17 protein-coding genes and 1 tRNA gene are annotated in these 26,561 nt (G+C 41.8%); 14 read left to right on the plus strand and 4 right to left on the minus strand.

Features of this window, described 5'->3' with window-relative positions; all coding sequences use genetic code 11:
* The first annotated feature begins 142 nt into the window (after positions 1 to 142).
* Positions 143 to 232: transfer RNA gene (locus QUE46_RS06595), tRNA-Ser, on the plus strand.
* A 158-nt stretch (positions 233 to 390) separates the two neighbouring features.
* Here the strand turns inward: QUE46_RS06595 and QUE46_RS06600 are convergent.
* From QUE46_RS06600 to QUE46_RS06610, 3 genes are read right to left on the minus strand one after another with little or no spacing between them, the layout of a single operon-like run.
* Positions 391 to 1,458: an ABC transporter substrate-binding protein gene (locus tag QUE46_RS06600; RefSeq protein ID WP_055015690.1), complete on the minus strand. Its 1,068-nt coding sequence runs from the start codon at positions 1,456 to 1,458 to the stop codon at positions 391 to 393.
* Entirely contained in the window at positions 1,455 to 2,900 is a 1,446-nt protein-coding gene (locus QUE46_RS06605) for a sensor histidine kinase (RefSeq protein WP_055015689.1), read from the minus strand. The genes QUE46_RS06600 and QUE46_RS06605 overlap by 4 nt, the downstream gene beginning before the upstream one ends.
* Positions 2,893 to 3,564: a response regulator transcription factor gene (locus QUE46_RS06610; RefSeq protein ID WP_286246959.1), complete on the minus strand. Its 672-nt coding sequence runs from the start codon at positions 3,562 to 3,564 to the stop codon at positions 2,893 to 2,895. Before QUE46_RS06610 ends, QUE46_RS06605 begins: the two co-directional genes overlap by 8 nt.
* Before the next feature lie 273 nt (positions 3,565 to 3,837).
* Here QUE46_RS06610 and QUE46_RS06615 point away from each other — a divergent pair, with 273 nt between their 5' ends.
* From QUE46_RS06615 to QUE46_RS06645, 7 genes are all read left to right on the plus strand, one after another.
* Complete coding sequence (locus QUE46_RS06615; protein WP_286246961.1) at positions 3,838 to 5,163, plus strand: OprD family outer membrane porin; 1,326 nt, start codon at positions 3,838 to 3,840, stop codon at positions 5,161 to 5,163.
* Between the two features lie 191 nt (positions 5,164 to 5,354).
* Positions 5,355 to 5,537 carry a hypothetical protein gene (locus QUE46_RS06620; RefSeq protein ID WP_286246963.1) on the plus strand — a complete coding sequence of 61 codons (183 nt, stop codon included), beginning with the start codon at positions 5,355 to 5,357 and terminating at the stop codon, positions 5,535 to 5,537.
* A gap of 42 nt (positions 5,538 to 5,579) precedes the next feature.
* Positions 5,580 to 6,683 (plus strand): 4-oxalomesaconate tautomerase, encoded by a 1,104-nt coding sequence (locus QUE46_RS06625; RefSeq protein ID WP_286246965.1) that lies wholly within the window; start codon positions 5,580 to 5,582, stop codon positions 6,681 to 6,683.
* Between the two features lie 332 nt (positions 6,684 to 7,015).
* Positions 7,016 to 8,128, plus strand: coding sequence for a tripartite tricarboxylate transporter substrate binding protein (locus tag QUE46_RS06630; RefSeq protein WP_286246967.1), 1,113 nt, complete (start codon positions 7,016 to 7,018; stop codon positions 8,126 to 8,128).
* Between the two features lie 73 nt (positions 8,129 to 8,201).
* The gene (locus tag QUE46_RS06635) at positions 8,202 to 10,190 is read left to right on the plus strand and encodes a tripartite tricarboxylate transporter permease (protein ID WP_286246969.1); all 1,989 of its coding nucleotides are present in this window, start codon (positions 8,202 to 8,204) and stop codon (positions 10,188 to 10,190) included.
* A 78-nt stretch (positions 10,191 to 10,268) separates the two neighbouring features.
* Positions 10,269 to 11,150 (plus strand): universal stress protein, encoded by an 882-nt coding sequence (locus QUE46_RS06640; protein WP_286246971.1) that lies wholly within the window; start codon positions 10,269 to 10,271, stop codon positions 11,148 to 11,150.
* Between the two features lie 136 nt (positions 11,151 to 11,286).
* Positions 11,287 to 12,156, plus strand: coding sequence for an alpha/beta fold hydrolase (locus QUE46_RS06645; protein ID WP_286246973.1), 870 nt, complete (start codon positions 11,287 to 11,289; stop codon positions 12,154 to 12,156).
* A 19-nt stretch (positions 12,157 to 12,175) separates the two neighbouring features.
* On the opposite strand, the gene QUE46_RS06650 is transcribed toward QUE46_RS06645, so the two are convergent.
* Positions 12,176 to 12,568 (minus strand): DUF2750 domain-containing protein, encoded by a 393-nt coding sequence (locus QUE46_RS06650; protein WP_286246975.1) that lies wholly within the window; start codon positions 12,566 to 12,568, stop codon positions 12,176 to 12,178.
* Positions 12,569 to 12,788: 220 nt separating this feature from the next.
* Here QUE46_RS06650 and QUE46_RS06655 point away from each other — a divergent pair, with 220 nt between their 5' ends.
* From QUE46_RS06655 to recD, 6 genes are all read left to right on the plus strand, one after another.
* Complete coding sequence (locus QUE46_RS06655) at positions 12,789 to 13,832, plus strand: alkene reductase (RefSeq protein WP_286246977.1); 1,044 nt, start codon at positions 12,789 to 12,791, stop codon at positions 13,830 to 13,832.
* A 196-nt stretch (positions 13,833 to 14,028) separates the two neighbouring features.
* A complete protein-coding gene (locus tag QUE46_RS06660; RefSeq protein WP_286246979.1) occupies positions 14,029 to 16,302 on the plus strand; it encodes a TonB-dependent receptor domain-containing protein in 2,274 nt (757 codons plus the stop codon).
* 92 nt (positions 16,303 to 16,394) lie between these two features.
* A complete protein-coding gene (locus QUE46_RS06665; RefSeq protein ID WP_286246982.1) occupies positions 16,395 to 17,456 on the plus strand; it encodes an alkaline phosphatase D family protein in 1,062 nt (353 codons plus the stop codon).
* A 160-nt stretch (positions 17,457 to 17,616) separates the two neighbouring features.
* On the plus strand, positions 17,617 to 20,919 hold the full coding sequence (gene recC, locus QUE46_RS06670) for an exodeoxyribonuclease V subunit gamma (RefSeq protein WP_286246984.1): 3,303 nt from the start codon (positions 17,617 to 17,619) through the stop codon (positions 20,917 to 20,919).
* Positions 20,906 to 24,469: an exodeoxyribonuclease V subunit beta gene (gene recB / locus QUE46_RS06675; protein WP_286246986.1), complete on the plus strand. Its 3,564-nt coding sequence runs from the start codon at positions 20,906 to 20,908 to the stop codon at positions 24,467 to 24,469. Before recC ends, recB begins: the two co-directional genes overlap by 14 nt.
* Positions 24,466 to 26,427, plus strand: a complete 1,962-nt coding sequence (recD, locus tag QUE46_RS06680) for an exodeoxyribonuclease V subunit alpha (RefSeq protein WP_374761395.1) — start codon at positions 24,466 to 24,468, stop codon at positions 26,425 to 26,427. Before recB ends, recD begins: the two co-directional genes overlap by 4 nt.
* Positions 26,428 to 26,561: the final 134 nt, after the last annotated feature.

A 26,561-nucleotide genomic window follows, 5' to 3' on the forward strand; every position in this document is an offset into this window, starting at 1 on the left:
AATCCTACTGGGTTAGCCGTTTTTTTATGTCTAAAGTAAATTGCTGATTGATTATTAGGCACTTAACAGCACAAATTTAAAAATGCCTTGCACCTATGTAACCTATTTCATACTATAACGCGCTGTTGCAATGCAACACCGTGGAGGAATGGCTGAGTGGCTGAAGGCGCACGCCTGGAAAGTGTGTTTAGGTTAATCCCTAACGAGGGTTCGAATCCCTCTTCCTCCACCATTATTCTTAAACCCAGTTATTGAATATCAATAACTGGGTTTTTTAATGCCCGTTGTCCAAACCTTTATTATTGGCAAGTAGGCATGAATTTAGTGCGTAATCTCAATCAGCCCTTAACGTCGCTCCCTCAAATGAGTGACATGGTTTAAGCCCTTAATTTATTGATACTCAAATAACGCGTTTTCCCATTCTTGAATGATTATTTGGCGCTTCATCTGATCATCTATCACTAATATTTCTATGCCAAGGGGGACGGGGCGAAGCTGACCTTCTGATATATCAAGTAAATGTTTTTGTTTTACACGTACTTCATTGTTAATTGGTTCAAAGTTAGTAAAATTAGCCATGTCTGTTTGTCCTTGTACAGACACTAAATAATCAATAAACAGCTGTGCGCCAATAACATTTTTTGCGTGTTTAGGAATTATGGCGCTGCGCATAATAACCGAGGTGTAGTCTTTAGGTTGCACTACAATAATATTAGGGTGCTGCGCCGCCCAGGTGCGCGCATAAGAGCTTAATATGTTATAGCCAACAGTGAGCTCACCCGTTGAAAGGGCCTTGAGTATGTCGGCGCTGCGTCTAAATACACGCGTACTGTGATAGCCAAACGATTCAAGCATTCGGCCATAGCTGGAGCTTTGCTCGCGGTCATGAGCCCACAGCAAATAGCCTATACCCACTTGAGTAATATCGTAAATGCCAATTCGGCCTTTAATTTTGTCACTGCGCCTACGTATGAGTTCAAGTAATTCGTTGCGGCTACTTGGTGCGACCTCTTCACCTAAAAATTCTTTATTAAATGCAATTACCGCGGTTTCATAAGTAAAGCCAAACACTTCATTGCGCCATTTAGCCCATGCGGGGAGTTTATTTGTTTGCTCAGAGCTGTAAGGCTGTGCGTAGCCATCGTTAACTAGCTTTACTTGTAAATTCATTGCTGAACTTAATAAAACGTCGGGCGGGTTATTAACGTCGGCTAAAAATTCGCTATACACTTCGAAGGTACTCAGCTCATAATAATCAACTTGTACAAATGGGTACTTTTTTTGAAAGGCCGATAAAAAAGGGGCAATTTCCATTTTATCGGCGCCGCCATATATTTTTAGTACTGACTTGTTTTCGCTTTGTGCAGGAAATACTAAAGGAGTTTTTGCAGCAACGAATGGCGAGCCTACAAAGCACGTAAAAACAACGGCAATATAAATCAGCGATAAAAATTTCAATGTTCGTCCTCTGTTAGCATGAGCGGAAAGTTTATTTCAAAAATAAGCCCTGACGGGGTGTTATCAAGCAGTTTAATCTCTGCTTTATGATGTTCTGCCACCTCCTTTGCAATACTTAATCCCAAACCACTGCCAGCACGTGGGTCGCCTTTACTTTTGTAAAAGCGTTCAAACACATGTTGTTTTTGCGCATCGGGTACACCTACACCTTGATCAGCCACACATAAACGGGCTATGTAACCACTGTCTGTACTGTGAAGCTCGGTAGAGACATTAACTTCTTTATTTTGCGGGCTAAACTTAATCGCGTTTTCTAAAATGTTACGTAGCATTTGGCTAAGTGCAAACGAATCGCCACTAATCATTAAGTTATCATCACCCTGGTAGGTAATGATCACGCCACGTTGAATCGCCGATACCGCAACATCTCTACACACAGACTTTACCAGCTCCGGCAACGAAAGCGTTATTAATGGCTGGCTATGAAAACGATGCGCAAGGGTTGCTTGGTTTAACAGTTGGGTCACGGTGCTGTCGAGTAAATCTGTTGAGTATAAAACACGATTTAACTGCTCTGTTCTTATTTTTTCATCGCTTTCTTCAATGGCATTTTGCGCTTGGCTTTTAAGGCCTGCAAGGGGCGTTCTTATTTGATGGGCCACTTCGCCGGTAAAGCGTTTTAAATGATTAAGCGAGACTTCTAATTGTGATATAAAATGGTTAATGGTTGACACTAAATCGGCCATTTCTTTAGGAACTGACATGTCAATCGGGCGCAAGTCAGTAGGCGAACGTTTGCGTATTTTTTTATTTATACTGTAAATAGGGCGCAAAATTTGATTCACTCCCAGCAATATAAGCACTATTGCGATTGCGAAAGTCAAAATAACCATTTGTATAACATTTAAATTCATTTCATAGGCGAGCTGATCGCGCGCTTGGGTTGTTTGGCCTATTAAAATATTTACATCGAACGATTCACCCACTTCATAAAGCTTATCTGAGAGTAAAATAAAGCGATAGTTTTCACCTTTGTAATCACCTTCCCAAAATTGTATCAGTAGGTTATCTCGCGGGTCATACTCTGTACGTTGCCACTGAGTGTTGGCTTTTTGCAAAATGTGTTGGTATAAGCCTTTGTAGCCGGTTAAGTGCTCCCCTTGATTTTGCGTTATTTGATACACCAATCTGTCATTTGAGGCCATCGAAAGAGTTTCGAATGTAGCGCTGGGTAAATCAACAATAATTTCGTGGTAATCAATGTGGGTATTTTCAAATATTTGTAAAGCAGCACTGGCAAGTAGCCTATCGTATGAAATTTGGGCGGCGTTTTTACTGTAATTATTAGCCATAAAATAGGTAATAAGTGTGATTATAACCATTAGAGTAATGGTTATTGTAAGTAGCTGTCGGCGAATAGAGGGGAGGGTTTTGCTATTCATTACACTGTGCTAAAAGGTAGCCTAAACCGCGCAGTGTTTTTATATCGACACTGCTATTTACCAGCTTTTTACGAAGCCTTGCTACGTAGGTTTCTATGGCGTTAGGGCTAGGTGAGTCGTCAAACGAATATAAGTGATCGAGTAACTCATCTTTATTAAGCACTTTACCTTGATGAGTTAAAAATATTTCGAGTAATCTAAATTCGCGTTGCTTTAAATCAATAAGCTCTTTAGCAATAGTGACCGTGCATGATTTTCGGTCAAAATCGAGATTGCCATAACTAATAATGTCTTTACCTAAGCCTTGGTTACGCCTAAGTAGAGCGCGGCAACGGGCTTCTAATTCGCCAAAATCAAAGGGTTTTGTCAGGTAGTCGTCGGCGCCTAAGTCGAGTAATTCTATACGGTGCTCAACTTGGGCACGCGCCGTTAAAATTAATACAGGCGTATTTGATGAGCGAGCCCTGAGCTTTTTTAAAATTTGTTCACCGTTTAAATTGGGTAAGTTTAAATCAAGCAAAATAAGGTCGTACTTATGGCGTTTTAACAGCGAATTAGCCACATCACCACTGGTTACAAGATCTATACCTTGGCCCATTTTAGTGAAACGTTGGCAAATTGCTTCTCCTAATACTTCGTCATCTTCAACGGCTAAAATTCTCATTAAGCACACCTGCAAAGTCGCAATTAAAAAAATATCATTTTAAGTTGTGCAAGACACTAAACAATTACTGCTAAGTTTACAATACGCAAATACCTTCCTTTATAACAAGATAAGCTATAGTTTTAGCTTAATAGCTAAAAAATACAATTGCCTAAAATGTAATTATCTTGTGACAGGTTTGTGACAGGTTTGCCCTGTAGATTGCAACATGAATACGCTGATACGCACTACACACAACTATAAATTTAATTAAACAAGGTAGCGGAGATAACTATGGCTCAACGGTTCTCTAAAATATTTGCAGTAACAGGCGCAATGTTAACTTGTGTTTCACTTCCTTCGTATGCTTCTTTTAATGGGCTTACAGAGCAAGACGAATTTAATATTAAGCTAAGGTCAATTTACTTTGACCGCGATTACGACAACGACGCCAGTGACGACTCAACCTTTGCACAAGGTATAGAGCTCAATTATCAATCGGGCTATTTTAATGACTTAATTAGCGTGGGTGTCTCTAATTATACTGTACTTAATTACAACTCAACCGGCAGTGCACAAAATAATATTTTACCTGCAGGAGATGAAAAAGGCGGCGTTGACGATAGCTTTTCTAAATTTGGTCAATATTTTATCGACGTTAAACTTGGCAATAATGGCCATGTAAAAATAGGCGGGCAAAAAACCAAAAGCATGCTGTTAAAAAGCTCGGGTAGCCGCGCAATTCCTAATACGTTTAGAGGGGTATTTGGTGACTACAAGTTTGGTAATACCAAAGTATATGGTTACGCCTACGATAAATGGAGCCGCCGCCACGATGACAAATGGGAAGATTTTTCTACCGATCAGTCAGACAAAGGCGCGATTAGTGTAATTTGGGGGGTGGGCGCAAGCTACAAAAAAGAGGCGCTAAAAATAGACGCGGAGTATTTAAATTCTCACGATTACTTATCAAAGTTTGGGCTTAAAGGCAGCTACGCTATTAAGCTCGATCAAAGTAAGTTAACCCTTTCAAGCGGCGTATTTACCTCACAAGACGATGGTGATTTATTTGTAACCGGCGCAGAGGGGGGCGATTTAGATGATGAAGATGCACTCGGTGCGGTTTCAGGCGTTACTAAAAGTGAAAACGATGGCTTTGCCTACTACCTAGATGCGAATTGGAAAAAAGATATTTGGACACTAGGCGCCGCATTTACCAAGGTGAACGATGCCTGGATTGAAGATAATTTTAGTGGCGATCACGGGACTAACCCGTTTCCCACTCGTTCATTAATTGGCGCAGATTTAACAAACCAAAATGAGTCAACCTGGCAGGCTCGCTTAGGCGTTGACCTAAAAGCAGTGGCACCAGGTTTAACCACAAAATTTTATTACACCAGCGGTAGTGATGCAGAAAATTCGGCCCTTGGTAAGGCTGGTGGTACAGCCGATGAAAAGTACTGGGCAATTGATACACGCTATAAAGTAGCCACAATTAAGGGCTTAAGCCTACGCTGGTTATTTTTAGATTACACCACAGATGAAACTGGCAGTGTTGATGGTGTAAAAGGCGATAGAGCCGATCACCGTGTTTATGTAGATTACACCATTAAGTTTTAAATAACCCTTCGACAGGTTTTAGCGCGCACCATGCAAATGGTGCGCGCTTTTTAGTTTTTATAATAGTTACTTTTTTAATCAATTTTCAATTCGTGACAGGTTAGTGACAGTTTGGCTCCTTATTCTTAAAAAAAGGGCAACGTTTTTATAACGGCGTTACGTGTTTTTTATTGCATTGATAGGGCGAAATTATGAATTCATCACTTACTACATCTCAGTTAAAACCGATGCCGAGAGCGGTTCACTTTCGTGCTAATAGCAATCAAGTGACAGCAGCTACAGGGACTGCAAGTAATACTAATTTTGCCCCTCAATCTTTGCAAAGCAAACAAGAGCAAGTGCAAGAGTGCGTGGTTATTTTAAGTAATAACTAACCCATTTCTGCTCATTTAAATTGAATTAGAAGCTGGATTATTATGACTATTCAAAAAAAAATACCTTGTGTCATTATGCGTGGCGGAACATCTCGCGGGACTTATTTTTTAGCCAACGATTTACCTAGAGAGTGGGAAAAACGCAAAGAAATTTTAACGGCAGCAATGGGCTCAGGCGACCCGCTACAAGTAAATGGTGTAGGTGGTGGTAATTCGCTTACCAGTAAGGCGGCTATTATTTCGCGCTCAACCGACCCTGATGCCGATATTGACTACTTATTTGCGCAAGTCTCAATTGAGCAAAATGAAGTAGATATAACGCCTTCGTGCGGTAATATTTTATCCGGTGCTGCGCCTTTAGCTATTGAGTACGGTCTAGTAACAGCAAATGATGGCGAAACAAGAGTAAGAGTAAAAAACGTAAATACAAACACGCTTATTGAGGTTGTAGTACAAACGCCTAACGGTTTTGTTGAGTACGAAGGCGATGCCACCATTGATGGCGTGCCAGGCTCGGGTGCCCCTATTTTGCTGAAGTTTTTTGATGTGTGTGGCACAAAAACAGGCGAGCTTTTGCCTACAGGCTCTGCCCGCGATACCTTTGATGGCGTAGAGGTTAGTTGTGTAGATGCTGCCATGCCAATGGTACTAATACCGGCGCAATCACTGGGTGTAAAAGGCTCTGAAACTAAACAAGAGCTTGATGCAAACAGCGAGTTACTGCAAAAAATTGAAAGCATTCGTTTGCAAGCTTCATTAAAAATGGGCCTAGGGGATGCCACCGGAAAAGTGATTCCAAAAGTCGGTTTGCTGTCGGTTCCACAATTTGGCGGTACAATTACCTCGCGCTATTTTGTGCCGCAAAATTGCCATACCAGCCATTCGGTAACCGGTGCAATTTGTGTGAGTGTAAGTTGTATGTTGCCAGGTAGTGTGGCGTACGATTTGATCACCCCACAAACCTCAAATCAGCAAAGTATTGTGGTTGAACACCCCAGCGGTAAAATTGATTTACTCCTAGAGGGTAGCTTTGAGAACAATACACTCGATATAAAATCGGCAGGGTTAATGCGCACTGCCAGAATGTTATTTAAAGGCGAAGTACACATACCTGCAAAAGTATGGGATGAAAGTAAAATTGCTTAACTTATACCAACCTAAAAATAGCTCATTTAACTAAGCTAAATTGGTATAGAGCCTTAGTGCACCAACCTTAAATGCGATAACAGATTGTCTGTTATCGCATTTTTTATACCCTTAATAAAAATAATTAAAAGTAAATACATTTAAAAACAGAAGCCTATAAATAATTTTAAATTAATGGATAGTTTGGCATCGATGACAGGTAGATGACAGTTTCGGCTATTAGTCTAGCTGTTGTTAACTTCTTTTAACGAAATACTTTCATCTACGTAATAGATGCAATGACGTTATTAGGACCTATTTAAATAATTGCAGCGAATAACAGAGGTCAAATTATGAAGATTACATTAAGTACTTTTGCACCTAATCGACTAAAAGCAATGCTTGTTGTGTTAGCAGCAAGCACTTGTATCAGCTCAGCTTATGCAAACAATAACGACGAAGTAAGCTTTGATGGTGAGCGAGTAGAGTGGGTTGTGCCTTTTAAAGAAGGTGGCGGCTCTGACACATGGGCTCGTTTTTTTGGCCCGCGTTTTTCTCAGCACTTAAATGGCAAGCCTGTGGTTGTGGTTAAAAATATTCCAGGTGGTGGCTCAACTAAAGGCGCTAACCGGTTTGAGCGCCGAGGTAAGGCTAATGGTTTAAATGTATTTAGTACTTCTGCCTCTACGCAAATTCCTTACTTACTAGGTGACTCGCGCGTTAGATACGATGTAAAACGCTGGAATGTCATTATGGCCACACCGACGGGGGCGGTAGTATATGTGCGCCCAGAGCTTGGTATTAAAAACGCATCAGAGCTTGCAAAATTACAAGGTCAAAAACTTAAATTTGGTAGCCAACGTGCAGCATCAATGGACTTAGTGGGTTTATTAGCCTTCGACATGCTTGATTTAGACATACACGCCATTTTTGGTATGAAAGGCCGTGGCAGCGCCCGTTTATCGTTTGAACGTGGCGAGGTGGATATCGACTTTCAAACTACCTCTGCCTACTTAAAAAAAGTACAACCACTCGTTGATGAAGGCAAAGCCATTCCACTTATGTCGTTTGGTGTACTTAATAAAGAAGGCAAAATTGTTCGCGACCCAACATTTCCTGACTTACCACACGTAGGCGAAGTATACGAAATGATCCACGGCAAAAAGCCAACGGGCGTGGAATACAACGTATGGAAAACCTTTTTTGTAGCGGGCTTTGCAGCGCAAAAAGGCCTGTTTTTACCAAAAGGCACACCTGATGACGTTATTGCATCTTGGCGCAGTGCAGCTCAACGCGTAATTGATCAAGACAACTTTCAAGAAGAGTCTGAGCTAGTACTTGGCCAATACCCGCAACTTGTACACGAAGATGCGGTAAACACACTTAATTCAGCACTTACAATTTCTGAAACTGACAAACAATGGGTAAGAAATTACCTTACAGAAAACTACAACGCGCGCTTTTAATAAGCCTTGTTGATTTGTTGTACACAAAGTGGCTCGCATTCGTGAGCCACTTTTTTAACCTAAGGAGAGCAGTATGTTAGATGCATTTTTAATTGCGCTACAAACTATTCTTACCCCAACACACTTAATGTATTTATGCGGCGGCGTTTTTTTAGGCTTGCTGATTGGTATTTTTCCGGGTTTAGGCGGCATAGCGGGTTTATCGTTATTACTGCCATTTTTATATGGTATGGACCCCATTTCAGCACTTGCGATGCTTATTGGTTTAGTCGCTGTTATTCCCACCTCTGACACCTTCACCTCGGTATTAATGGGCATCCCAGGCTCAAGTGGCTCTCAGGCAACCGTGCTTGACGGCTTTCCTCTTTCTAAAAAGGGCCAAGCAGCACGCGCGCTTTCAGCGGCGTTTGCCTCATCGTTATTTGGTGGCCTTTTTGGCGCAATTATTTTAACGCTGTTTGTACTGATTGCCCGCCCCGTTATTTTAGCGTTTGGCTCGGCCGAATTATTTATGCTGACTTTGCTAGGTTTAAGCATGGTAGGCGTACTTGCGGGTAATAGCCTGGTAAAAGGCTTAAGCGCCTGTGGTTTAGGGTTATGTTTAGGGTCTCTTGGCGGCGCACCTGCAACAGGTGAATACCGTATGGTATTTGATAACGGTTATTTAATGGATGGAATTCCGTTAGTGGTTGTAGGTTTAGGTATTTTTGCATTACCAGAAATTATTGATTTACTGCGTCAAAATCGCTCTATTTCAGAAGCCTCTGAGCTAGGTAGAGGCTGGTTTGAAGGCGTAAAAGATGTTGTTAAAAATAAATGGTTAGCAACACGTTGTGCTGCTATTGGCTGTGTTGTTGGCGCATTACCAGGCCTTGGCGGCAGTGTAGTAGATTGGATCTCTTATGGTCATGCAGTACAAACCTCTAAAGACACCGAAAACTTTGGTAAAGGCGATATTCGCGGTGTTATTGCGCCTGAGTCATCTAATAATGCTAAAGAAGGCGGTGGCTTAATTCCTACCTTACTATTTGGTATTCCCGGCTCTGGCAGCATGGCTGTATTTTTAGGTGGCATGGTGCTTATTGGTCTAGAGCCTGGCCCTGCGATGATCACCACCGACCTTGATGTTACCTACACAATTGTGTGGTCACTTGCACTTGCTAATGTAATTGGCGCGGGCGCGTGCTTACTTATCTCTAAATGGGTTGCAAAAGTAACGACTATTCCTTATACGCTAATGGCCCCTTTTATGGTGATGGTGATCTTTTTTGCAGCGTTTCAGGCAACGCGCGATTTAGGCGATTTAGTAGCACTTATAGGCATTGGTATTTTAGGTGTTTTAATGAAACGTTTTGGCTGGCCACGACCTGCATTTTTAATTGGTTTTGTACTAGCAAGCGGCATGGAAACTTACCTTTATCAAGCTATTCAGTTTGACGGCATAGAGTTTTTATTAAAACCGGGCGTTATTATTATTGGTGCTTTAACTGTGCTTTCTATTTTCTTTGCAGCGCGTCACTCAATCAAGGCCGCTAAAAAAGAAAAAGCCAATAAAAATACGGCTAGTGCCGAGGTAAAACCAACTAACCTAAAACCACAAATTGCGTTTTCTGGCTTTATTTGTTTGGTGTTTGCATACGGTTTGTATGACTCGTTCCAACGCTCATTTTTAGGTGGCATCTTCCCCGCGGTGGTGTGCTCGTTCATGTTAATACTCTCAGGCGTTGTGCTTATAAAGCTTTTGCTAAATAAAGTAGATGACGCGGTAAATTACGATAACGAAGTATCCGCAGGGTATGTAAACGACTCAAGCGTAACCGGCCTTTGGCATTATGTATTTTGGCTCTGTGGTTTACTTGCTGGGTGTTTTTTAGTTGGTTATGTGATTTCTATAGCGCTGTTTTTTATTATCTTTTTACTGGTAAAAGCACGTATTTCGATTGTTAGAACATTAACGCTTACCACCTGCGCGTTAGCATTTTTACTGACCCTATCGCACTTTATGGTTTTAGACTTACCCACGGGCTACTTGCAAGAAGTGGCAAGCTTTACAGCGCTTTGAAGGTTGACGTGTTGGGCATTAATGCTCAACACGGTTTTTAACTTGGCACCCTAAAAGCCGCTTAAGAAGGACATAGTTATGATTTCACCTAAGCTTATTTTAATGCCGCTTTCTACAAGTGGACACGTTACAGAGCGTTTAAAAGGAGGCTTAGCTGTTGCTAAGTATTTTAATGCGCACCTTGATGTTTTTCACACGCACCTAGACCCAAAACGTTTTTTACCAACAGGGCAGCTTGGTTTACCCTCTAAATTAGTACAAGAGCTAGACTCTGTAGCCGGGCGCTTCGCGACAACCGAATCGGCGAATTTAAAAGCTGAATTTGTTGATTTATGCACACAGCTACACGTTAAATACAGCAATGACGGCAATGACGGCAATGACAGCACCGAGCACCCCATGCACCCAAGCGCAACATGGCATATTAACTTAGGCTTGCGTAGCGAGGTAATTGCAGAGCAAGGTAAGGTTGCTGATCTAATTATTATTCCGCAGTCTAAAAGTGGTAAATCAACCTCGACCTTTGAAGCATCGGTTATGCGAAGTGGTAAACCTATATTGCTGGTACCTAGGCAAATGACCCACTTTGATATAAAAACAGTGGTGATTGGTTGGAACGCAAGTACAGAGGCGTCGCGTGCGCTTAACTACAGCCTACCATTGTTGAAACAAGCAGAAAAAGTGGTTATTTGTACCAGTGCCAGCAGTGCCGATAAAATGCCAAACGGCCATGAAGTGGTTAAATATTTAGCCCAGCACAATATTAAAAGTGAGTTTGTAACTTTTAATAATGGCAGGCAATCAACCGCTAAAGCGTTTATGTCAGTAGCGCAAATGCATAATGCTGATTTAGTGGTAATGGGGGCATTTACGCATAGGCGTATTCACGAACAAATTTTTGGTGGTATGACTAATTACATGCTTGCAAACTCCACACTTCCAATATTTATGGCGCGTTAGTACTTTAAATTGATGAATTAAATTTTACCCAAAAGCCGATATTTATGTTCAATATCGGCTTTTTATTTTTAGTGACACTTAAGCTCACTGTGATAAAACTAACCATTACAATAATAAAAGTAATGGGGTGCAGCCTATGTATACGCTTTCGCAGTGGCAAACAAACGGGCAGTTTATTGATATAAATGCCAATAAAATTTTTACTAAAACAGCGGGGGATGCAAATAACCCCGCGCTACTTTTAATTCACGGCTTTCCAAGTGCAAGCTGGGACTGGGAAGGCATGTGGGATGAGCTAATAAAACACTACTTTTTAGTAACACTTGATATGCTGGGTTTTGGGCTTTCGGATAAACCAATAAACGCGACTTATAAAATTACAGAGCAGGCTGATTTATACACGCAATTTTTAAAGCGTTTAAATATTACCGATGTACACATACTAGCCCACGATTATGGTGATACCGTGGCGCAAGAGCTATTAGCAAGGCAAGTTGCTGCTCAAAGTGAAATACGTATACACAGTGTATGCTATTTAAATGGTGGGCTATTTCCACAAGTACACAAACCCTTATTTATACAAAAGCTGCTACTTTCAAAACTTGGTTGGCTAGTACCTAAGCTAATGAGCAAACAAAAGTTTGCTAAAAATTTAATCACTATTTTTGGCAAAAATACACCACCAGCCACTATGGTAATTAATACCTTCTGGGCGTTGTTAATTTATAACAATGGTTTACGAGTGATGCCCAAGCTAATTAAATATATTACACAGCGACAACAAAACGAACAGCGCTGGGTTGGGGCAATGATTAATAGCGATATACCGATTACGTTTATTGCAGGTGAGCAAGACCCTATATCGGGTAAACACATGCTTGAGCACTATAAAAAAACAATACCTAATGCGCGCGTACAAGGGTTTGTTGAGCTTGGGCACTACCCACAAATAGAAGATGCCAAGGCTATAACCGAGGCTTATTTAAATTTTAGAAAGCAGATATAAAAAACGTGATGCTGGCTACTTAGTACTTTCTTTTTTTAGGGATTTTTAACTGGCTTTCAAATTCATCAGGAAAAAGCACTGTACCGTCGTCATCTTCGGTAGGGAACACCGCAATCAGTAAGTCGTCTTCTTCAAGGCCGGGTGTCCAGCGGCTAAACCAATCTTTAGTCGTAATGGCCTTTGGTGTACAGCCTTCCCATTCGCCCGTGGCCCAAGCTTGTGCAAAATCGCGGGTTGGCCACACGGGTACACAGTCGTCATCTTCGTTGGCAAGCATAACGCAGCCATCATCGTCGTTTAAAATCCATACTTGTTTGTATTGCTGTACGGTTTCAAACATAAAAGCGAGTCGTTTTTTTGCCCCTAGCCCTAAAATTAGGGTTTGTTCTTCAGTCGCATTTGCAGTTGTCATACTTGGCTCACTCTTTATTACTTTAGTTTTACTGTTACCAGTATATCGAGTTATATGACAGAGTGTTGAAAAGTTATTATTTAATTTCACCCTTGCAGATCTAATTTTAAGATTGAACAGTATAAGCTCTCATAAATTTGAGCGATCATTCAAAATAACTCTTGAATGTTATTGAAAAGGCCGCATCTCATACACATACTTTAAAGAAGGATTGAAAAGAATGACCACAGATTTACTTTCACCGTTTAAACTAAACGACACACTCGAGCTTCAAAACCGTGTACTTATGGCGCCCTTAACCCGTTGTATGGCTGACGACAATTTAGTACCCACACAAGACATGGTTGAATATTATGCGCGCCGTGCCGATGCCGGTTTAATTATTAGTGAAGCCACGATTATTCGCCCAGATGCACAAGGCTATCCAAATACACCGGGGCTATTTACCAGTGAGCAGATTCAAGGTTGGAAAAAAGTAACCGACGCTGTGCATGCAAACGGCGGAAAAATGTTTGCCCAGCTTTGGCATGTTGGCCGTGTTGCTCACCCTCACTTTTTTGACGGCGACGTATTAGCGCCATCGGCAATTGGTGTTGAAGGCTCTGTACCACGTATGCGTGAGCTAACCTACATTACCCCAAAAGCGGCCACAAAGGATGATATTAATTCACTGATAGCCGACTTTGCTAAAGCGGCCGAAAACGCCATTGAAGCGGGCTTTGATGGGGTAGAAATTCATGGTGCTAATGGCTATTTAATTGATCAGTTTTTACATTACGCTGCGAATGAACGTACAGATGAATACGGGCAAACACCTGAAAATATGGCGCGTTTTGCAATAGAAGTGACCGATGCGGTTATTAATGCAGTAGGTAATGAGCGTACTGCAATTAGGTTATCGCCAGGTGCTTATTTTAATATGGAAGAAGATAAGCGTGATAAAGCGGTATTTGATTATTTATTACCACAGCTAGATGAGAAAAAACTAGCCTATATTCATGGTGGTATTTTTGATGACAGCACCCAGTTTGATTCTTTAGAAGGTAAAACAACCTCGCAGTATTTGCGCGCAAACACTAAAACCAATTTAGTGGGTGTAGGCAGCTACAGTTTTGATGATGCAAAACAAGCAATAAACAACGATAAGTTTGATTTAATTGCGATTGGTCGCCCATTTATTGCCAACCCTGATTACATTAGCAAAGTGGCCAATAATGAAGAGCTTGTTGCTTATAGTGATGAAATGTTAGCTAAACTTTTCTAATAATTTAATATTTATATATAAATCAGCCTAGGTATTTATACTTAGGCTGACTTACAAATGACATAACAAAGCCATAAAAGTCCCACAATTTTTTAACACCTCTGTCAATAAACTTCATTTTTGTTGTAATAATACGAAACCATACTGTGCCCGCTTTCATAATTACTTTAGATAATTAAAACCAAACGGGACAACAATGTACGCTTTAACAAATAAATCGATTTTGAGCATAGCAATTGCTATGGCTGTATCAACGTCAGCTTATGCAAATGACAACGAAATAGAAGAAATAACCGTTACTGCTAAACCAACCAGTTACGCAAATAATGTGATTGAGCCTGCAATGCTTGATCAACAAACAACGGTGTCGAGTGTGTTATCGGTTATTGATAACTTACCTGGCATTAGCATAAATGAAGGCGATGCATTTGGTGGCGATGACTGGTCTACCACTATTACTATGCGTGGTTTTAGTATTGACTCAAACCAACAGCAATTAGGGATGACCGTTGATGGTATTCCTAACGGTGGCTCAAACTATGGCGGGGGCGCTAAAGCAAACCGTTACCTAGATACCGAAAACCTAGCCACAGTAGAAGTAGGCCAAGGCACCTCAGATATTAAATCGGCCTCACTTGAAGCGCTAGGCGGTACATTTAATTTTGTAAGTAAAGCGCCAAGCCTTGATAGCAGCACCACTTTTGCTTACACCTCAGGTAGCCACGATGCGACCCGTTATTACGTTAAGCATGAAACCGGTACTATTTTTGATAATACACAAGCGTATGTAAGTTATTCACAAACCGATACTAGCCGTTGGATTGGCTCGGGTAGCAACGGCGGAAAAGATAACCAACACGCAGAGCTTAAATTTGTGACAACGCTTACAGATTTAACCATTACAGGGCGTTTATCTTACGATGATGTAAGCGAGACAAATTATAATAGTGTAAGCCTTGCGCAATTTGAGCAAACGCCAGAGTGGGATCAGCTAACGTGGGACTGGACCGGCATTCCACATTACGACCAAATGTTTGCCGAGGGCTGGGGTACACTGCGTGAAAATACGTTAGCGTATTTAAAGTTTGAATATGCACTTTCGCCAACATCACTTATTACAGTGAGCCCGTATTATCATAAAAACTCGGGCCGTGGCGATTGGATCCCACCGTATTTAACAACCCCAGTAGATGAAAACGGCAACCCAACTACAGAGGGCGGCACTAATGCGCTCTCTTACGGCTTTGTTGATAGCGATGGAAATGCACTGGCACCAAACGAAGGCTGTACAGCAAGCTTAAGCTGGCCGTGGGAGTCGGGCCCGGGTTTAAACCCGGCGTGTTACGACGACACCGCAATACCTGTTATGTCGTATCGTCATACGCATTACAAAAAAGACCGCTTAGGGGTTACTGCCAACTACCAAGCTACGTTTGGTATGCACGACATAGAAGTCGGTTTTTGGTATGAGCAAAGCGACCGTGATGAGTCTCGTGATTGGCACAAAGTCATTAATGCCAGTATTTATCATCACTTTGATAGCACACCATACTGGACGCAGTATAAAAACACCTTTGAAACCGACACCCTAAAATGGTACGCGCAAGATTCAATGGCACTTGGCGATTTTACGCTTAACTTAGGTGTTAAAAAGTACCTTGTTGATATTGAAAAGTACGACCACTACCAAAATGCGACAACCGCTAAAGTAAATAGTGATTCTGATGTGTTGTTCAGTGGCGGTATTTTGTATCAGCTAAACAATTCAACTGAGTTATTTACTAGCTACAGCGAAAATTTTGCAGCTATTAAAGACGGTGTACTTGAGCGCGATAGTTCTGATTTATCAGCCATAGAGCCAGAAACTGCTGAAAACATTGATTTAGGTGTACGTTATCAAAATAACGCTTTAAAACTTACCGCAACAGCATACTCAATAGAGTTTGATAACCGTATAACCTTTATTGCCCCTGGCAGTGATACTGGCGGTATTGATTACACTATTGGTACAAATGGCTCTTACTTAAATGTAGGAGGCATTGAATCACAAGGTTTAGAGCTTTCGGCAAGTTATATGCTAAGCCCACAATGGAGCATATACAGCTCGTACACAAATAATGACTCACAGTACAAAGGCGATGCTCCCGGGTTTGAAGCCGGTGAAAAAGTAATAGACTCAGTAGATGACTTATTTGTGTTATCGACCGATTACTTTAGCGGCGATTTCCGCTTTGGTTTATCGGCTAAATATACCGGTGAGCGCGGCGAAGTTGATGGCTATACTGTGGTTGATTTAAACGCAGGTTACGCAACCGATATAAACGCAGGGCCATTTAAAGCGATTGATGTTGCCTTTGTTGTTTATAACGTTACCGATAAAAGTTATTTAGCCGGTGGTACGGGTAATGGCAGCACTTACTTTATTGGTGCGCCACGTACAGCAGCACTGACATTATCGGCTACGTTTTAAGCCAATAAACCCGTTTTAAGCCCATCAATGATGGGCTTTTTTATTAATAGCCATAGGTTAAAACTAATGTATGGCTGAAACGAGATTTTAAAATGAAGCAGTTAGTAAAACCTATTACACACGCCGTATTAGCATTAGGGTTAGCGTTTAGCGCAAACACTATGGCAGCCCCTTCAAAAATTTTATTTGGCTCGTGTGGGCATCAAGATAAAGACATTCCAATATTTGACACCATTAATAAAGAGCAAGGCGATTTATTTATATTTTTAGGTGACAATATTTACGGCGACACCAACGATATGACGGTACTTGCCAATAAGTACCAAAAATTAGGTGCAAAACCAGGCTTTAAAACACTAAAAGCGAATACCCCAATCATTGCGATGTGGGACGATCACGACTTTGGTCAAAACGATATTGGTAAAGACTATCCACATAAAGAGCAATCTCGCCAAATTATGCTCGATTTTTGGGGCGAGCCTAAACGCTCACCCAGGCGCACTCGCACGGACGGCATTTACACTTCGTATATGTATGGTGAAGATGAGCAAACCGTACATGTAATAATGCCCGATTTACGCTGGAACCGTGATGCGCTTAACCACGTAAGCGAGCTTGAATATTACACTAAGCGCAAGCTTAATAACCAAGGCCCGTATAGCCCAACAGAGGTGAAAGGTGCCTCAATGTTAGGAGAGGCGCAGTGGCAATGGCTTGAGCAAGAGCTTAAAAAGCCTGCGGCTATAAAGCTAATTGCCTCAAGCTTGCAGTTATTACCCGATTTCACAGGGTGGGAATCGTGGGCTAACTTCCCAGAGGATCGTAACCGTTTATTTGCGTTAATTAAAAAACACCAAGTGAATGGGGTTATTATCATCAGTGGCGATACTCACTGGGGCGAAATATCAAAGTATCAGCAAAACCTTGATTACCCTTTAATAGAAATGACCAGCTCAGGTCTTACTGAAAAGTGGAAAGACGTCAGCCCAAATAAACACCGTGTTGGTGATTATACCCACAATGTGAATTACGGCGATTTAAGCATAGATTGGCAGCAAGCCGACCCCGCTATTTCACTTAAGCTTAAAGGGATAGATGGTAAAGTGATTATGCAAAGCGCATTTAGCTTATCAAGCATTAGCCCTTATAAATAAAATGGCCTGATAAATAAAACACACAGTGATTAAAATTAACGCTGTGTGTTTAATCCACCTGCTAACTCGCTGATTTATTAGTGCCAATTGACTGATTGCGCTACCCCTATAAATGAAAATATCTTAAACTGGTTTTACTTCAAGTAAGGACTCCAGTTGTATGCTCAATATTATTCAATCAAACCGTATGGAAGCGCTGCAGGCTCAATTTAATCAGCTGTTAAAAGTAAACCCGCTGCAAAGCCCATTCGATAAAGAAGTGGTATTAGTGCAATCGCCGGGTATGTCGCAGTGGCTAAAAATTGGCTTAAGCGAAAACCTAGGCATAGCCGCGCAGGTTGATTTTCCGCTGCCATCGAGCTTTATATGGCAGTTGTATCAGCAGTTATTGCCCAATGTGCCTAAAGAGTCGGCATTTAATAAGCCAAACCTTGCTTGGAAATTATTTGCAATACTGTCCAGCTGTATAAATGAGCCGCTTTATTTGCCGTTAAAAACCTATTTAGAAGGCGACCTAGACGGGCAAAAAACCTTTGCGTTGTGCGAAAAAATTGCCGATGTGTACGACCAATACCTAATGTACCGCCCGCATTGGATTGCCACCTGGGATAGCGGCAAAGATGAACTTGACGATGTTGATGTAAGCATTGCCCCGTGGCAAAGCGATTTATGGCGAAAGCTGGTGGCGCACAGTAAAGCACTTGGTCAAAGCCAATTTCATCGTGCCAACATGCAAGGGCAGTTACTTGCAGCCCTTGAGAATATGGATAATAGCTTACTACCTAAGCGCATTAGTTTATTTGGCATATCGGCCATTGCCAGCTCACAACTTGAGGTGTTTGAAGCGCTGAGCAAAAAAACAGAGGTATTTTTGTTCTTTTTTAACCCAAGTGAGCACTATTGGGGTGATGTGGTTGATGAAAAAACAGCAGCCAAAATTAAGGCTAAATACGCCAAAATGCCGCTTTTAGAAGCGCAGCAAAAAAAACAAACTAACCCTGACGAAGAATACTACTTTATAGGTAACCCACTGTTATCGTCGTGGGGAAAACTAGGGCGCGATTACTTTGAGCAACTCGTACAACTTGATGCGCGCTGGATTGATGGCTTTATAGATGCGTTTGACGATAGTTTACTAGGGCAAATTCAAAGTGAGATTTACCAACTGGCATTTAAAGGCGAATCACTTACCGATAATAAAGAGTGGTTTATAAATAATGAGGGTAAACTGCCTATTAGCGACACCGACACCAGTATTACGCTAAGTGATTGCCATACACCGCTTAGAGAAGTTGAGCGCTTACACGATTATTTACTTACTTTGTTTAATCAAAACCCATCGCTCACCCCTAAAGATATTATTGTAATGATGCCCGATGTGGGGACGTACAGCCCGTATATTGAAGCGGTATTTGGCGGCGCGCAAAACACCAGCCGCTTTATTCCTTATGCTTTGGCCGATTTAGCCATAGAGCAAGAAAAACCTGTGCTTAGCTCGTTTGCCAGCTTGGCCAATTTGCCGTTTTCGCGTTTTGGTGTATCGGATATTCTCGACTTACTGCAAGTAACACAAATTGCCGAAAAATTTGGCCTTGAAGCGCACGAGTACGAGCAAATTCAATATTGGCTTGAGCGTGTAGGGGTTAAATGGGGTATAAATGCTGAGCACAAAAGTAGCTTTGATTTACCCGCAATCGATTTAAATACCTGGCAGCATGGTTTAAACCGTTTATTGCTAGGCATAGCCCAGCGCGATGAGCAATGCCCGTTTAACGGCATTTACAGTGCCGATGAAGTAGAGGGCATGGCGCTTGATACCCTTAATAAGTTAGTGCATTTTATTGATGTACTGCAGCGCTTTAAGGATGAGCTAACCCCTGATGATACGCTTAGTAATAAAGCGGATATTTTATCTGAGCTCATAAATGCTATTTATTACAACGAAGGCGACGACAGTTGGGACTTACTGGTACTGCAAACTGTTTTAGAGGAGCTTAAAAAACACCATGATAATGGCGATTACGATAAAGCTGTTTCGCAGCGTGTTGTAAGCTACCTTATAAAACAAGGCATTCAAGAAAAAGGCGTAGGGCAGCGCTTTTTAGTGGGGCAAGTTAACTTTTGTACACTAATGCCTATGCGCGCCGTGCCGTTTAAAGTGGTGTGTATGCTTGGCCTAAATGATGCCGACTACCCACGTACAGTACAGCCAATAGGTTTTGACTTAGTGCCGTATTCTAAAAAACAAAAAGGTGACCGTTCACGTAAATTAGATGACCGTTACTTGTTTTTAGAAGCTTTATTGAGTGCCCGTGACAATTTATACATAAGTTACATTGGCCGTTCGTGTTTTGACAACCAACCGCGTATGCCCTCGACCTTAGTAAGCGAGCTTTTAGAGTACATAGGTCGCAGCTTTGTGCTTACAAAAGACAGCGAAAAAACGTTGCCTGAGTGTTTAATTAATCAACAGCACTTACAGCCTTTTAATCGTGCGTATTACACAGCAGACACTGAAGCCGATACAAAGCTGAGTAACCACAGTTTTAATCCTATTTGGCTGCCAAGCGAGCGCATTGACGCGCAGCCACTAACAGCCATTGATGTAACAGCGCCTGCGCAATTAGAACTTGATGTATTTATTCGCAGTGTGTGCAACGCACAAGAGAGCTTTTACCAGCAAACATTAGGTTTACGCCTACCCGAATTTAGCGAAGTAGCAAAAGATGAAGAGCCTTTTAGCCTAGATGCGCTGCGCCGTTATTTTTACCTTGATGAAATACTTGAGGCCAACATTAATGAGCAACCTTTAAGTACAGAGCAAATATTGCAACGAGGGGAGCTGCCTCAAGCCAATGTGGGCAATTTAGTGTATGAGAGCATGGCGCACCGAGTAGATGCATTAGCCGGGCAAGTAAAAGAGCATATTAAAAGCGGCAAAACCGACCCCCTTGAGGTGTCTTTACGCATAGAAAATACTACTATTGAGGGCTGGCTTAATCATATTTACCTTCAAAAACAAGTGTTTTACCGAAGTGCCAGTATAAAGGCCAAAGATTTAATTAAAGGCTTTATATATCACCTTGTTGCACAAAGTATGGATCAAAATGTAGAAACCTTATTACTGGGGCTCGATAAGCAAATTAGCTTTGCACCGTTGAGTAAAAATGAGGCCGATGCCTTACTCAGTGATTGGTTTGAACTATACAAAGCGTTGCGCAAAGAGCCAGTGGCATTTTATCCGGTAAGTGGCTATGAATATGTTAAAAGTGGTGGCGATATTGGTAAAGCCATTAGCAAGTTTAATCCACAATACATAGGGCGCGGCGAGGGCGAAAATCCGTATATTCGTTTAACGGTACAATCGCTCAATGACTGCCAAGAAGAATTTATTAAGTGGAGCGAAAAATTACTCTCCCCATTACATGCACATGCAAAGGAGAGTGACCATGCAAGCGCTTAATCCGCTAACAATGCCGTTAAAAGGGCAAAGTTTAATAGAAGCCAGTGCGGGTACAGGTAAAACCTACACCATTACCGGGCTTTATTTACGTTATTTATTAGGCTTGCAAATACCAGGGCAGATAAACACCCCGTTAAGTGTTGAGCAAATACTTGTAGTTACCTTTACCGATGCTGCAACACAAGAAATTAAAGACCGCGTGCGCAGCCGTATTATTGCTGCGCGCGATGCATTACTTGGTCAAAGCCCAAACGATGAATTAATAGAAGGTGTAATAGCCGCAGTAGATGATAAACACCGTGCCTTTGATTTACTCGATGCCGCGGCTAAATCTATGGACGAAGCCGCTATATTTACCATTCATGGCTTTTGCCAACGCATGTTAAAGCAACATGCGTTTGAATCAGGCGTTGCCTTTAACCTTGAGTTTATTTTAGATGAGCGCGATATCCTACTCGACACAATTAAGGATTTTTGGCGCGCCTTTGTATACCCCCTCAGTAAAGAACGCACCGATGCTATTTTAGAGGTGTTTGCAGCCCCAGAATCGCTATTTAGCCAAGTCAGTAGTGTGCTAAATAAAGCCAATGCGAACATAGTGCCGCAAATAAACTTAGATGATGTATTTAAAGCTCGCGATGAGTACATTGCTAAAGTGCCGGCATTTAAAAAAGCGGTGCTAGAGCAAGAGTTTATAGCTGCAATAAAGGGCTCGGGCTTAAGTGGTTCTAAAACACCTGGGCGAAAAGGCAGTTTAGCGGCACTGGAAGCGTTTTGTTTAGGCGATGAGTTATTTTTTGAATTTGGCACCAATAAATACTCGTTTGAGGTATGGAGCAGCGAAAACTTAAGTGATGCCAGTAATTATAAAAAAAATCAGCCGTTATTTAGCCACCCTCTGCTTAGCCTGTTTGATGAGCTTGGCGCACTTAATACTAAAATTAATCAGGGCCTTAAAATTGCCGTTGTACAAACAGCAGCTCGATGGGTTAAACAGGCAATTGTAAAACGCAAGCAAGAGCAAAGTGTGATCACCCCAGATGATTTACTGACGAATTTACACAGTGCTTTAAATGCAGAGCAGGGCGAGGCTTTATCGCAAAAAATAGCGCAGTTATTTCCTGTTGCCATGATTGATGAGTTTCAAGATACCGATCCGATTCAGTATGGCATTTTTAGTAAAATATACGGCCAAGAAAACACCACACTGGCCATGATAGGTGACCCAAAACAGGCTATTTATGGCTTTAGGGGGGCAGATATTTTTACCTATATTGGCGCAAAAGAGTCGGTAGAGCCTGAGCAGCAATTTACTTTAGGTACTAATTTTCGCTCAAGCACCGATATAGTAAGCAGTGTAAACAGTTTGTTTTCTAAACATGCCAATAGCTTTATTTATAACGATGCCATACCGTTTAACGCAGTAGCAGCAAAAGGCAAAAAAGCCGATGAAACATTTACAATAGATGGCAAACCTGCCACCGCGTTTGAATTTAATGTATTTGTAGATGAAGCCGCAGATGAAAAAAGCAAACCCACCAGCAAAGGCGTTGGGCAAGGGCATTTGGCCAGCTATTTTGCCAATAAAATAGTGACACTGCTTGAACAAGCCGCGCAAGGGCGAGCGTGCATTGGTGAGCATAAAGTGACAGCTGCCGATATTTGTATATTGGTGCGCGACCGTGTAGAAGCGCAAATAATGAAAAAAGCACTGAGCAATGCCAATATTGCTAGCGTGTATTTATCACGCGATAGTGTGTTTAGCCAAGAGCTTAGCCATCATTTACTTAACTTTTTAACGGCACTGCATGGCCAATATAACGAGTCGTTATTGCGCGGCGTGTTAGCAGGGCCATTATTTTGTTTAAGCTATAACGAAATTTACGCCCTTGCTGATGATGAAAATAAATGGCAAGAGCACTTAAACTTTTTTGCGCAACTTAGCCATATTTGGAACAAGCAAGGCGCAATGGCCATGCTTGAGCGCTTGTTAAGTCATAATCAGCTGAGCGCTAAGTGGCAAGGCCTTGGCTATAACGTTGAGCGTTGGTTAACCGACTTTAGACACTTAGGTGAAATACTGCAGCAAAAGCAAATAGAGCTAGAGGGCACGTTACGTTTACTGCGTTGGTTTGCACAAAAGGTTAGCCAGCAAGACGGCGAAGCTGTGCAAGTACGCCTAGAGAGTGACGCCAACTTAGTTAAGATTGTGACTATGCATGCCTCAAAAGGGCTTGAATATCCGCTGGTATTTATGCCTTTCGCCAGTGGTTATCGCGAAACTAAAGACGCGCTTTATCATCAAAACGGCCAGTTAGTTTACGATTTAAGTAACAACGAAGACGCCTTAGCACAAGCCGAGCAAGAACGCCTAGCTGAAGACTTACGCTTACTTTATGTTGCGCTTACCCGCGCGGTACATTTTTGCTCGCTAGGCGTTTATAACATAGGGCAAGGGCAAAGCAGCCGCTTGGCTATACAAAGTAGTGCATTAGGGCATGTGCTATTTGCAGGGCTTGAGCTTACAAGTAGCCAAACGTGGCGCACCCACTTAAATGAATTTTGCGACGCTCACACCGAAATGCATTACCAGCAATTTACGGCTGAGCAATTGGCCGAGCAAGGCCAGTTAACACTTAATAGCGCAGTGCAGCAAAGCCAAGCGTTAAAAGTTAATACGGTTACAGCTAACATAGAGCGAGATTGGCGAGCAACCAGCTTTAGCGCGCTGAGCTTTAAAAAGCACACCGATCATATTGAGCCTGGGCGCAGCGATGAAGATCATGAAAAGGATGAATTTGCTAACAGCCAAGATGAAATACCCTCACCTTATAGTTTTCCAAAGGGGGCAAAGTCTGGTAGTTGCTTACATGAAATTTTTGAACAAATAGACTTTACCAGTGCGCAAGTACACCCTACAAATCCAGAGCAAAATTTAGCAGAGGTAGTTAAACAGGCGCTTGATAAATATCATATTAGCGAAAGCTGGCAACACGTGACCGAGCAATGGGTGCTTGATTCGTTAACCTGCCCCTTGAACAATGAGGGATTAAGCTTAAGCCAATTAGCCCCAGCAGATTGCCTAGTCGAAATGGAATTTAATTTACCTTTAGATAGTTTAAGCGCGCCAAAGCTTAATGAGATACTGGTTAAACATTTTGGTTTTACCCAGAGCAAACTCGAGTTTTCTCATGTAAAAGGCCTGCTAAAGGGATTTATAGATTTAATTTTTTGCTATCAAGGTAAGTATTATATTTTAGATTATAAGTCTAACTACTTAGGTAATACGCCCGCGGACTATGAAAGCGACCTACTAGAGCAAGCCATGAATAGCCATCAGTATCATTTACAGTATTTAATTTATACCGTTGCGCTGCACCGTTTACTCAAACAACGCATTAGTGATTATGCAATAGAAACCCATTTAGGCGGGGTTTATTATACTTTTTTACGCGGCATGCCGGCGGGCAAAGGGGTGTATTTTAATAAGCTCAGCGCAGAGCAAATCACACTATTAGATGGCTTATTTAGCCAAGGAGCCATGTTATGAGCGACTACCCTATGCAGCAAAGCCTGTTTGATGAGCCGCCAACACCGGTACAGCCGTTAAATACGGTGGAGTTGCTTGACTACTTAGTAGATGAAAAACGCATAAGAATGGTAGATGTAAAGCTTGCCTTAATGCTGTGTGACAATCAGCAAAACGACGTGTTTTATATAGTGTTATTGCTGTGTTTAGCACAGCAAAGCCAGCATAGCTGTTTAACATTAAAAGAAGTCGACTGGCAAAACCCGTTTAATTTACGCCAAAGCGACTTCACTAAAACTGAGGGCAATATACCAAATATTACATCGCCTTTTAACGAAGCCTTTGGCTACCTCGATGCGCTTAGCTGTTTAAGCGCCCATAACAGTGTGGGCGAGGGCAAGCCCTTACAGTTATTTAACGAACGGCTCTATTTTGCGCGCCTTGCTGAGTACGAACATACTTTAGCTACGCGTTTACTCGCGATGAGTGAGCGCCATTTAAATATAAATACACAGTTACTCAGCCAACTATTAAGTGACTACTTTAAAGATAACTCAGCGCTTGCCGTAGATTGGCAAAAAGTGGCCTGTGCAATTGCCGCAACAAAAGGCTTTAGCGTTATAACAGGCGGGCCAGGGACCGGTAAAACCACCACAGTAACAAAGCTGTTGGCAATTTTGCAGTCGCTTTATAAAAGCGCGCCTTTAAGTATTAAGCTGGTGGCGCCTACAGGTAAAGCCGCAGCACGTTTAAGTGAATCAATTTTAGGGGCTAAACAAAAGCTTGAAATTATTCCTGAGGATATAAAGGCCTTAATACCCGATAGTGCGCAAACTATTCACCGGCTTTTAGGGGTTAAACCCTTTACCAATAAATTTAAGCATAACCGCACTAACCCACTGCATTTAGATGTACTGATTATTGATGAAGCCAGCATGGTTGATTTATCACTCATGGCTAAATTAATAGAAGCACTGCCTGAGCATGCGCGTTTAATATTACTTGGCGATAAAGACCAACTTGCCTCGGTAGATACCGGCAGTGTAATGAGTGATTTATGCCAAGGGTTAGCACTAGGTGAAACGCCTAACTACTCGCAAGCGCGATGTGATGAGCTCAATGCATTATGTTTTAAAGGAGAGGCCAAATTAGCGGCACACGGGCATAGCGAATTTAAGCTGGCCGATTGCATTGCGTTTTTACAACATAGTTACCGGTTTGATGCACAAAGTGGTATTGGTCAACTTGCCCTTGCAGTTAATACTAACCACAACGGTATTTTAAACTATGTTGAGCAAGAAAGCGTACAAGGGCGCTTTAACGATGTGATTTTAGATTACGACTTTATAGCAAAACCCATAGAAAAATTAATAAACAGAGCCGCTAAACATTACGCTCATTATTTAAATTTAGTTGCTCAAGGGGCCGGTGTTGCTGATGTGCATGCCGCATTTTCTCAATATCAATTATTGGCGGCGGTGCGAGAGGGCGATTACGGCGTAAATAGTTTAAATAACCGCATTGAGCGCGCGCTTGTGCAGCAAGGGTTAATATCGGTGAGCCCAAATCAACGCCATTACAGCGGCATGCCCATTATGGTGACCCAAAACGATTATCAACTTAAGTTATTTAATGGAGACATTGGTATTTTAATGCCCGATGACAATGGGCAATTAAAAGCAGTGTTTATTGATGAGCAAAACAATGTACGGGCATTTTCGCCTGCACGCCTACCTGCTCACGATAAAGTGTATGTAATGACGATACATAAATCGCAGGGCTCGGAGTTTAGTTATACCGCTATGGTTTTACCGCCACTTAAACACGCAAGTATGGGCGTAAATAGGCAGCTGGTATATACAGGCATAACACGCGCAAAAAATACCTTTGAGCTGGTGGCCGATAAAAAAGTACTGCAATTAGCCATGAGCAAAAGCGTATCAAGAGCCTCAGGATTGTATGAGCGTTTAAAATACTAATACCTGCTTATATTTAAAGGTTGAACTAATTACTAAAAACCTAACGTATTTCTATGCGTTAGGTTTTTTAGCTTCAGAACTGCCTAGTCTTTACTTAGCATGTGTAATAATACTAAATATTGCAATTATTCAGA

Origin of the sequence: Pseudoalteromonas sp. MM1 (assembly GCF_030296835.1) — a bacterium.
In the GTDB taxonomy this organism is placed as follows: domain Bacteria; phylum Pseudomonadota; class Gammaproteobacteria; order Enterobacterales; family Alteromonadaceae; genus Pseudoalteromonas.

Excerpts from the sequence above, each read along its gene's own strand:
- QUE46_RS06605 (WP_055015689.1), bottom strand. The coding sequence starts at position 2,900 with ATGAATAGCAAAACCCTCCCCTCTATTCGCCGACAGCTACTTACAATA.
- QUE46_RS06610 (WP_286246959.1), bottom strand. The coding sequence starts at position 3,564 with ATGAGAATTTTAGCCGTTGAAGATGACGAAGTATTAGGAGAAGCAATT.
- QUE46_RS06615 (WP_286246961.1), top strand. The coding sequence starts at position 3,838 with ATGGCTCAACGGTTCTCTAAAATATTTGCAGTAACAGGCGCAATGTTA.
- QUE46_RS06620 (WP_286246963.1), top strand. The coding sequence starts at position 5,355 with ATGAATTCATCACTTACTACATCTCAGTTAAAACCGATGCCGAGAGCG.
- QUE46_RS06625 (WP_286246965.1), top strand. The coding sequence starts at position 5,580 with ATGACTATTCAAAAAAAAATACCTTGTGTCATTATGCGTGGCGGAACA.
- QUE46_RS06630 (WP_286246967.1), top strand. The coding sequence starts at position 7,016 with ATGAAGATTACATTAAGTACTTTTGCACCTAATCGACTAAAAGCAATG.
- QUE46_RS06635 (WP_286246969.1), top strand. The coding sequence starts at position 8,202 with ATGTTAGATGCATTTTTAATTGCGCTACAAACTATTCTTACCCCAACA.
- QUE46_RS06640 (WP_286246971.1), top strand. The coding sequence starts at position 10,269 with ATGATTTCACCTAAGCTTATTTTAATGCCGCTTTCTACAAGTGGACAC.
- QUE46_RS06645 (WP_286246973.1), top strand. The coding sequence starts at position 11,287 with ATGTATACGCTTTCGCAGTGGCAAACAAACGGGCAGTTTATTGATATA.
- QUE46_RS06650 (WP_286246975.1), bottom strand. The coding sequence starts at position 12,568 with ATGACAACTGCAAATGCGACTGAAGAACAAACCCTAATTTTAGGGCTA.
- QUE46_RS06655 (WP_286246977.1), top strand. The coding sequence starts at position 12,789 with ATGACCACAGATTTACTTTCACCGTTTAAACTAAACGACACACTCGAG.
- QUE46_RS06660 (WP_286246979.1), top strand. The coding sequence starts at position 14,029 with ATGTACGCTTTAACAAATAAATCGATTTTGAGCATAGCAATTGCTATG.
- QUE46_RS06665 (WP_286246982.1), top strand. The coding sequence starts at position 16,395 with ATGAAGCAGTTAGTAAAACCTATTACACACGCCGTATTAGCATTAGGG.
- recC (WP_286246984.1), top strand. The coding sequence starts at position 17,617 with ATGCTCAATATTATTCAATCAAACCGTATGGAAGCGCTGCAGGCTCAA.
- recB (WP_286246986.1), top strand. The coding sequence starts at position 20,906 with ATGCAAGCGCTTAATCCGCTAACAATGCCGTTAAAAGGGCAAAGTTTA.
- recD (WP_374761395.1), top strand. The coding sequence starts at position 24,466 with ATGAGCGACTACCCTATGCAGCAAAGCCTGTTTGATGAGCCGCCAACA.